The 6,699-nt window shown below is 58.3% G+C and carries 9 protein-coding genes; 8 read left to right on the top strand and 1 reads right to left on the bottom strand.

What is annotated here, in order from left to right:
• The first annotated feature begins 635 nt into the window (after window positions 1–635).
• The 8 genes from rpmH to UL81_RS11375 are packed head-to-tail and all read left to right on the top strand — an operon-like array spanning window position 636 to window position 5,451.
• Window positions 636–779 carry a 50S ribosomal protein L34 gene (rpmH, locus tag UL81_RS11405; protein WP_035106118.1) on the top strand — a complete coding sequence of 48 codons (144 nt, stop codon included), beginning with the start codon at window positions 636–638 and terminating at the stop codon, window positions 777–779.
• 3 nt (window positions 780–782) lie between these two features.
• On the top strand, window positions 783–1,148 hold the full coding sequence (gene rnpA, locus UL81_RS11400) for a ribonuclease P protein component (RefSeq protein WP_035106120.1): 366 nt from the start codon (window positions 783–785) through the stop codon (window positions 1,146–1,148).
• Window positions 1,136–1,411, top strand: a complete 276-nt coding sequence (gene yidD, locus UL81_RS11740) for a membrane protein insertion efficiency factor YidD (RefSeq protein WP_081961489.1) — start codon at window positions 1,136–1,138, stop codon at window positions 1,409–1,411. Before rnpA ends, yidD begins: the two co-directional genes overlap by 13 nt.
• Before the next feature lie 14 nt (window positions 1,412–1,425).
• Entirely contained in the window at window positions 1,426–2,418 is a 993-nt protein-coding gene (yidC, locus tag UL81_RS11395; RefSeq protein ID WP_046453617.1) for a membrane protein insertase YidC, read from the top strand.
• A 19-nt stretch (window positions 2,419–2,437) separates the two neighbouring features.
• Complete coding sequence (gene rsmG, locus UL81_RS11390) at window positions 2,438–2,965, top strand: 16S rRNA (guanine(527)-N(7))-methyltransferase RsmG (RefSeq protein ID WP_407921714.1); 528 nt, start codon at window positions 2,438–2,440, stop codon at window positions 2,963–2,965.
• Window positions 2,966–2,975: 10 nt separating this feature from the next.
• A complete protein-coding gene (locus UL81_RS11385; RefSeq protein WP_035106122.1) occupies window positions 2,976–3,830 on the top strand; it encodes a ParA family protein in 855 nt (284 codons plus the stop codon).
• A gap of 3 nt (window positions 3,831–3,833) precedes the next feature.
• A complete protein-coding gene (locus UL81_RS11380; RefSeq protein WP_035106123.1) occupies window positions 3,834–4,874 on the top strand; it encodes a ParB/RepB/Spo0J family partition protein in 1,041 nt (346 codons plus the stop codon).
• Between the two features lies 1 nt (window position 4,875).
• Window positions 4,876–5,451, top strand: a complete 576-nt coding sequence (locus UL81_RS11375) for a hypothetical protein (protein ID WP_035106124.1) — start codon at window positions 4,876–4,878, stop codon at window positions 5,449–5,451.
• Window positions 5,452–5,511: 60 nt separating this feature from the next.
• Here the strand turns inward: UL81_RS11375 and UL81_RS11370 are convergent, their stop codons facing one another.
• Window positions 5,512–6,696 carry an N-acetylmuramoyl-L-alanine amidase gene (locus UL81_RS11370; RefSeq protein WP_035106125.1) on the bottom strand — a complete coding sequence of 395 codons (1,185 nt, stop codon included), beginning with the start codon at window positions 6,694–6,696 and terminating at the stop codon, window positions 5,512–5,514.
• Window positions 6,697–6,699: the final 3 nt, after the last annotated feature.

Raw genomic sequence — 6,699 nt, 5'->3', positions numbered from 1 at the left:
TCCACTACCTTTTGGACGTGGTCGGTCGGTCAGGTGCGCAGACTTTTGAAATTACAGTTTTCACTAAAATTTCCACGGAGTCTTCCACACCGGTTTTTAGCGGCTTACCTCCCCATCCACAGAGTTATCCACAGCTGTGAAAGAAAAGGTTATCCACAGCCTAGTCCATGGGTGTGGATAACTCTTAATCGGGTACTTTAACCTTTGACCTGCGAAAATGCCGAAAGTCTAAAGTTGTAGTTGAGAGTTATTCACACCCTGTGGGTGCCTGTGGAATTTGATTCTTTAGTTTTACAGCCGTTTGCGCAGGGGTGTCTAGCGAAAATCGGTGCACTTTATTGGGCGGTGTCGCGCGGTGGTTTCGGTGGGTTAACATCGTGCAGTCCACAGGGCGGATCTGGCGGTCTAGCTGGGAAGAAAAACATTCTTGTAATTTCGGGTGTACCCGGGTGTCGATTTGTTCAGGCCCCGTCAAATCGCGTAATCTGTCATGGTCTATCGCAACGAAGATGTTGCACGTGGGATCGATGGCGTCACGATGACGCTGTAACTCGTATTTTTCCCGCGATTTACACGCACCCGTGGGGCGCTGGCCGAAGGCTGCCGCCCCGCGTACAACTTCAAGGAGAATTAACGTGGCAAAGGGAAAGCGCACGTTCCAGCCGAACAACCGTCGTCGTGCTCGTAAGCACGGCTTCCGTACCCGCATGAACACCCGCGCCGGCCGCGCCATCGTGGCGGCTCGTCGCAAGAAGGGCCGTGCAAAGCTGACTGCTTAAGTCATGCTTCCGCACCAGCACAAGCTCACCTCGCCGCAGCAATTTCGGCGAACCATTAAAGGTGGGCGGCGTGCCGGGTCGCGCACAGTTGTCGTGCACTTTCGAAATGTGCCGGCAGACAGCTCACACGACACCGAAATTGACGCGGCTGGACCGCGTTTCGGTCTCGTGGTTTCCAAAGCCGTCGGGAATGCGGTGCTTCGCCATCGCACGTCTCGGCGGCTTCGGCATGTGTGCCTGTCGTTAGTGGATGAACTGCCGGTGACAGCCGACATCGTCATCCGCGCGCTCCCGGCAAGCGCCACCGCTTCGAGTGAGCAACTCCGTAAAGACATCACCAAGGCGCTGCGCAAAGTATGGAATACCTAAATTCCGACGGCGAACCCATCCCCAAGGCGCGACCTAGCGCACAACCGCTCGTGAAGGCGGTGCGCTTCTACCAAAAATATGTCTCGCCGCTTAAGATGGTTTCAACCTGTCGGTTTGAACCGACTTGCAGTGCGTATGCCCTGGAAGCGCTGTCAGTTCATGGCGCAGCCAAGGGCAGCATTATGGCCATAGCCAGGATCTTTAAATGTGGACCCTGGCATCCGGGTGGGTATGACCCCGTTCCGGAACCGAACAACAACTGAGGACTTCAACACCCGTGCTAAATATCATCTACTGGCCCATTTCGGCCGTGCTGTGGTTCTGGCACTGGTTGCTGAGCTTGGTAATGGACCCTGCCTGGGGTATTACCTGGATTCTGGCAATCATTTTGCTGACCTGGACGCTGAAGCTGCTGATGGTGAAACCAACCATCAACCAGATCCGATCGTCGCGCAAGATGCAGGAAGTGCAGCCCAAGCTGCAAGAAATCCGTACTAAGTACGGCAATGACAAGACCATGGCTGCACAGGAGATGCAGAAGGTCTACAAGGAATCTGGCATCCGTCCGCTGGCAGGCTGTCTGCCGGTCCTGGCGCAGATCCCAATGTTCATTGGTCTGTTCCACGTGCTGCGCTCCTTCGACCGCACCGTCGACGTCGCTGGCGGCATTGGCCACCCAGCCGGCGGTCCGATGACCGTCGAGGAAAACCGCAACACCGCGAACTACATCTTCAGCCCGGAGCTGGTTCAGCAGTTTCTGGATGCCAAGATCTTCGGCGTTCCGCTGGTGGCAAACCTGCGTGTGAACTCCCCGGTTCTGGAGGATATCTCCGTTGCTCAGGCAGCAGTCATCATCGTTCCGATGATCGCGATCATTGCAACGCTGACTCACTTCAACGCTCGTATGTCCTTGGACCGCCAGGAGCAGCGTCGCCTGTCCGGCAAGACCCCGGCACCGCAGGATGACAACGCGCAGATGATGCAGCAGCAGATGGCCATGATGAGCAAGATGATGCTCTGGGTCATGCCGGCCATGCTGATCTTCTCCGGCTTCATCTGGCCGATTGGTCTGTTGTTCTACATGCTGGCTAACACCGTCTGGACCTTCTTCCAGACCCGCATCATCTACGGAAAGATGGATGAGGAAGAGGCCCAGGAGGAAGAGGCACGCATCGAAAAGAAGCGCACTTCTGCTCCAAAGCCTGGTGCTCGCAAGCTGGACCACCGCACCAAGAAGCAGCGTAAGCAACAGAATAAGAAGCAAAACTAAACACAAGGAGATATCCCCTGTGTCCACTCGTGGTTTTATAGGACCCCGTGAGGTCCCGCGCCTGTGGGAGCGTCACATCCTCAACTGCGCCGTTGTTAATGAAGTTATCCCGGACGGCGCCCGCGTCGTCGACGTTGGATCTGGTGCCGGCCTGCCAGGTATCCCGCTGGCGATTGCTCGCCCGGATCTCAAAATCACCTTGGTAGAGCCGCTGCTGAAGCGCTCGAATTACCTGAAGGAAATCGTCGATAAGCTCGGCTTGGATAACGTCACCGTCATCCGTGGTCGCGCTGAAGAAGGCCCAGTGAAAAAGGAAGTTGGCGGCGCTGATGTTGTGACTTCTCGTGCCGTGGCACCCCTGGGCAAGCTGGCTAAGTGGTCGTTGCCGCTGGTGCGCAAGGGTGGCGAAATGATTGCCCTGAAGGGTTCTTCGGTGCATGAAGAACTGGAACGCGACGTAGCTGATATCAAGCGCGCCGGTGGTGGAAAGGCCGAGGTCAGCACCATTTCGGGAACCACGATTATCCGTGTCCCGCGCGTGAACTAGAGTAGACGGCATGACTAATCCACGTCTTATCACCATTGCTAATCAGAAGGGCGGCGTCGGCAAGACCACCAGTGCGGTGAACCTTGCGGCCGCCCTGGCCGATACCGGCAAGAAGGTACTGGTGATTGACCTGGATCCGCAGGGAAATGCCTCCACTGCGGTCGGTGCCGTGCATACTTCCGGCACTGATTCTTCCTACGAAGTCCTCCTTGGCGACCGCACTGCGGAACAAGCCATGCAGGCTTGCCCGTCGACCCCGCAGCTGTATTGCATCCCGGCGACCATTGACTTGGCTGGTGCTGAGGTTGAAATGGTCTCCCTGGTGCGTCGTGAGTTCCGGCTTTATGATGCCCTGCATAACGGCTTCCTCGAAGAGCACGGCTTTGACTACGTCTTCATCGACTGCCCGCCTTCGCTGGGCTTGCTGACCATCAACGCGTTTACCTGCGCGGAAGAGGTCATCATCCCGATCCAGTGCGAGTACTACGCACTGGAGGGCGTGGGCCAGCTGCTGGGCAATATCACCATGATTCGGGAGCACCTGAACGAGGATCTGCACATCTCTGCAGTGCTGCTGACGATGTATGACGCACGCACCAAACTCGCCGAGCAGGTTGCCGCCGAGGTACGCGAACAGTTCGGTGCCGTGGTGTTGGGCAATGTGATTCCGCGCTCCATTCGTGTCTCCGAGGCGCCCGGTTACGGTAAGACAGTCATTGAGTATGATCCATCCTCTACCGGTGCACGCGCTTATGCCGCAGCCGGTCGAGAACTAGACAGGCGCGGGGACTACACCCCGCACCCGAGCACCGGCGCTATCGGTGTGAGCCCAGAGATTTACGCGGAACTGGAAGGACAGGGTTAAAGCATGTCGCAGAACAAACAAGGTGGACTTGGCAAGGGTCTGGCAGCACTGATCCCTTCTGGGCCAGATGCGCCTAGCCGCAAGCCACGCCTGGGTGATTCCGCCGCTGACATCATCTTGGGTGCTGCCACCAGCACGCCTAAGGAAGGCGAATCCAAGCGGGTCAAGGGTGCGCCGACCATTCAGCAGTCCTCCGGTGGCGGTGGCTCCAAGAAACGCCAGGCCCGCCCGGCTGCCATCGGTGCAACCTACCGCGAAATCGCTATCGGCGACATCATCCCGAACCCGAAGCAGCCACGTAGCACCTTCGACGAAGATGAGCTCAACGAGCTGGTTCACTCCATCCGCGAGTTCGGCCTGCTGCAGCCAGTCGTCGTGCGCCCTGCCGACGAAGGCGGCTTCGAACTCATCATGGGTGAGCGCCGCTGGCGTGCCTCGTCCAAGGCAGGCTTGGCGACGATTCCTGCTATCGTCCGCGACACCAAAGACGATGACCTGCTTCGCGATGCCCTGCTGGAAAACATCCACCGCGTACAGCTCAACCCACTGGAAGAGGCCAACGCCTACCAGCAGCTGCTCGAAGAATTCGGCGTCACTCAGAACGAACTGGCTGATCGCCTGGGCCGTTCCCGCCCGCAGATCACTAACATGATCCGCCTGCTGCGCCTGCCGGTTAACGTCCAAAAGCGTGTTGCCGCTGGCGTTCTCAGTGCCGGTCACGCCCGCGCGCTGCTCAGCCTCGATGACCCGGAGGGCATGGAGCACATCGCCAATCGCGTTGTTGCTGAAGGCCTGTCTGTCCGTGCCACCGAGGAAGCTGTCACCCTCTACAAGCGCGAGGGCAAGACCGATACCCCGAAGAAGAAGCAGCCGACCCCGCAGCCGCAGTACTTCACCGATTCCGCGGAGCGCCTCTCCGATCGCTTCGACACCAAGGTCACTGTCACCATGGGCAAGCGCAAGGGCAAGATGGTTGTCGAGTTCGGCGACCAGGAAGACTTCGAGCGCATCATGCAGCTCATCGAGGGCGAGCAGGACCGCTAACATGCTCGAGCCGGTCAAGCAGGGCAGTCTCCTCCATCCGGAGGCTGCCCGCTCGGTGTTTTGGGAGACCGAAAGTGAGGTCACCGATCCCGCTTTTGAGAAGGAAGCGTGGCTGTCCGCTACCCTGCTCAACTTCGGCGATTGCGGTTTCACCATCGGCGATGAAGCCACCATCTTTTTCTGCCGCCGCGAAGATGCTCCGGGCGCGCAGAAACTCCCCACCGCCCCGGTCAGCGAGGATGCCGAAATCTTAAGCTCACTGTTCATCAAGTCCAACCGCGCCGAGCGGGGCCTGGAAGCAGTGCTTATCGATGCCGTCTTGATGAACCTCACCAACCGCGGCTCCACCGCCATCGAAGCCTTCGGATACTACGGCGAACCACGCGAGGCCCAGGATTTCCTCGGCCACAAACCCGGACGCATCGGCCTACTCAAAGTCGAACACCTCAAGGGTGCCGGCTTCGAAGTCGTCGCCGATCACCCAGTACTCCCCCGCCTCCGTCTCGAACTACCACCTGCACACGATCTGCTTTCCGCAGCAGCTGTCGACGACGTCCTAGCTAAAGCCTTCGCCTAGCGCCAAACATAAATTAAGGCCCAACGCTAATGCGTTGAGCCTTGGAGTTCGCGAGGTTACTTACGACGATTTCTCGGCGCGAAGCAGTTCGGCGAAGTTGTAGGTGCCGGTAATGGCGGTGTCTTCTTCGAGGAGGTAGAGGCGCTTGACGGCAACGACGATTGCTTCGGCGATGTCATCGCGGACCTTGGGATTGCGCAGTTGTTCGACATCGTGTGGGTTGGTTAGGTAACCGAGGACGACCTGGACTACTGGCATTTGGGTCAAGCGCAGGATTTCCCAGGTGCGGCCGTGGTTCCAGCAGTTCTGCAGATCCGTGCGGGCACAGATTTCACGTTGGATGAAGCCCGAGAGCTGCTCCCCAATGAGGGAAGAGTTGGCGGCTTCGGCACCAAAGTAGAAAGAAGCTACGCCGTTGGCTTTTTCGTTCGGGTAGCTATCGCACGCCAGGGAGATCATGAGGTCAGCGCCGAAAGCATTGGCCATCTCCGAACGGGACTTGGCTGAAGGATCGTCGTTGCGCGGGCGGGAGATAATGGTTTCCATGCCAGCGGCAATCATGCGGCCTTCGATGCGCTCGGTGAGATCCCACAGGATGTCTTCTTCGGTGATGTCACCGAAGCGTCCCTTAACGGTCTGGCCTTTGTTCTTGCCACCTAAAGCTGGGTCGATGACCACGCGCTTGCCGGCCAGCTTCGGGCCAGCGTTGCGCACTCGCTCACGCTCTTGGATGTTGTGGGCAGAACCGCCCGTAATGCGACGACCCAAAAGGCTGAGTGCATTGATGGTGGTGGGTCCGCAGACACCGTCGTCCTGCAGGCCGTAGTTGAGCTGGTACTCAGACAGCGAGGCATAGGTATCCGGACCAAAGTGGCCGTCGATACGTGCCTGGTAGAAACCGAGTTCCTGCAACTGCTTTTGCAGCTGTGCGACGTCGTCGCCGACCATCTCATTGCTGGGCTCATAGGAGAGCACGCGCGCGCCCAAGGTATAGGAGGCGTGGCGTAGTTCCCGCAGGGTGAGATCGTCAATATCGCCGGTGGGCACGATGCCGCGGGTTTGCTGGAAGGCCTTGATGACTTCCGCGAGTTCTGGTTCAAACAGTTTGTCCTGCTCAGAGAACTTCTGCTTCTTCCAGTCCGCGACATCACCCGAATACTCCGCGAGTAGGCCAAGTCGGGCCAGCGTCACGCGTGCTTCAGCAACGCGGACACTAGTGTCCCCAACTTTTAAAACGCGGTTCATGCC

Source organism: Corynebacterium camporealensis, assembly GCF_000980815.1.
Classification (GTDB): domain Bacteria; phylum Actinomycetota; class Actinomycetes; order Mycobacteriales; family Mycobacteriaceae; genus Corynebacterium; species Corynebacterium camporealense.
This window is presented reverse-complemented; position numbering and strand designations above follow the sequence as displayed.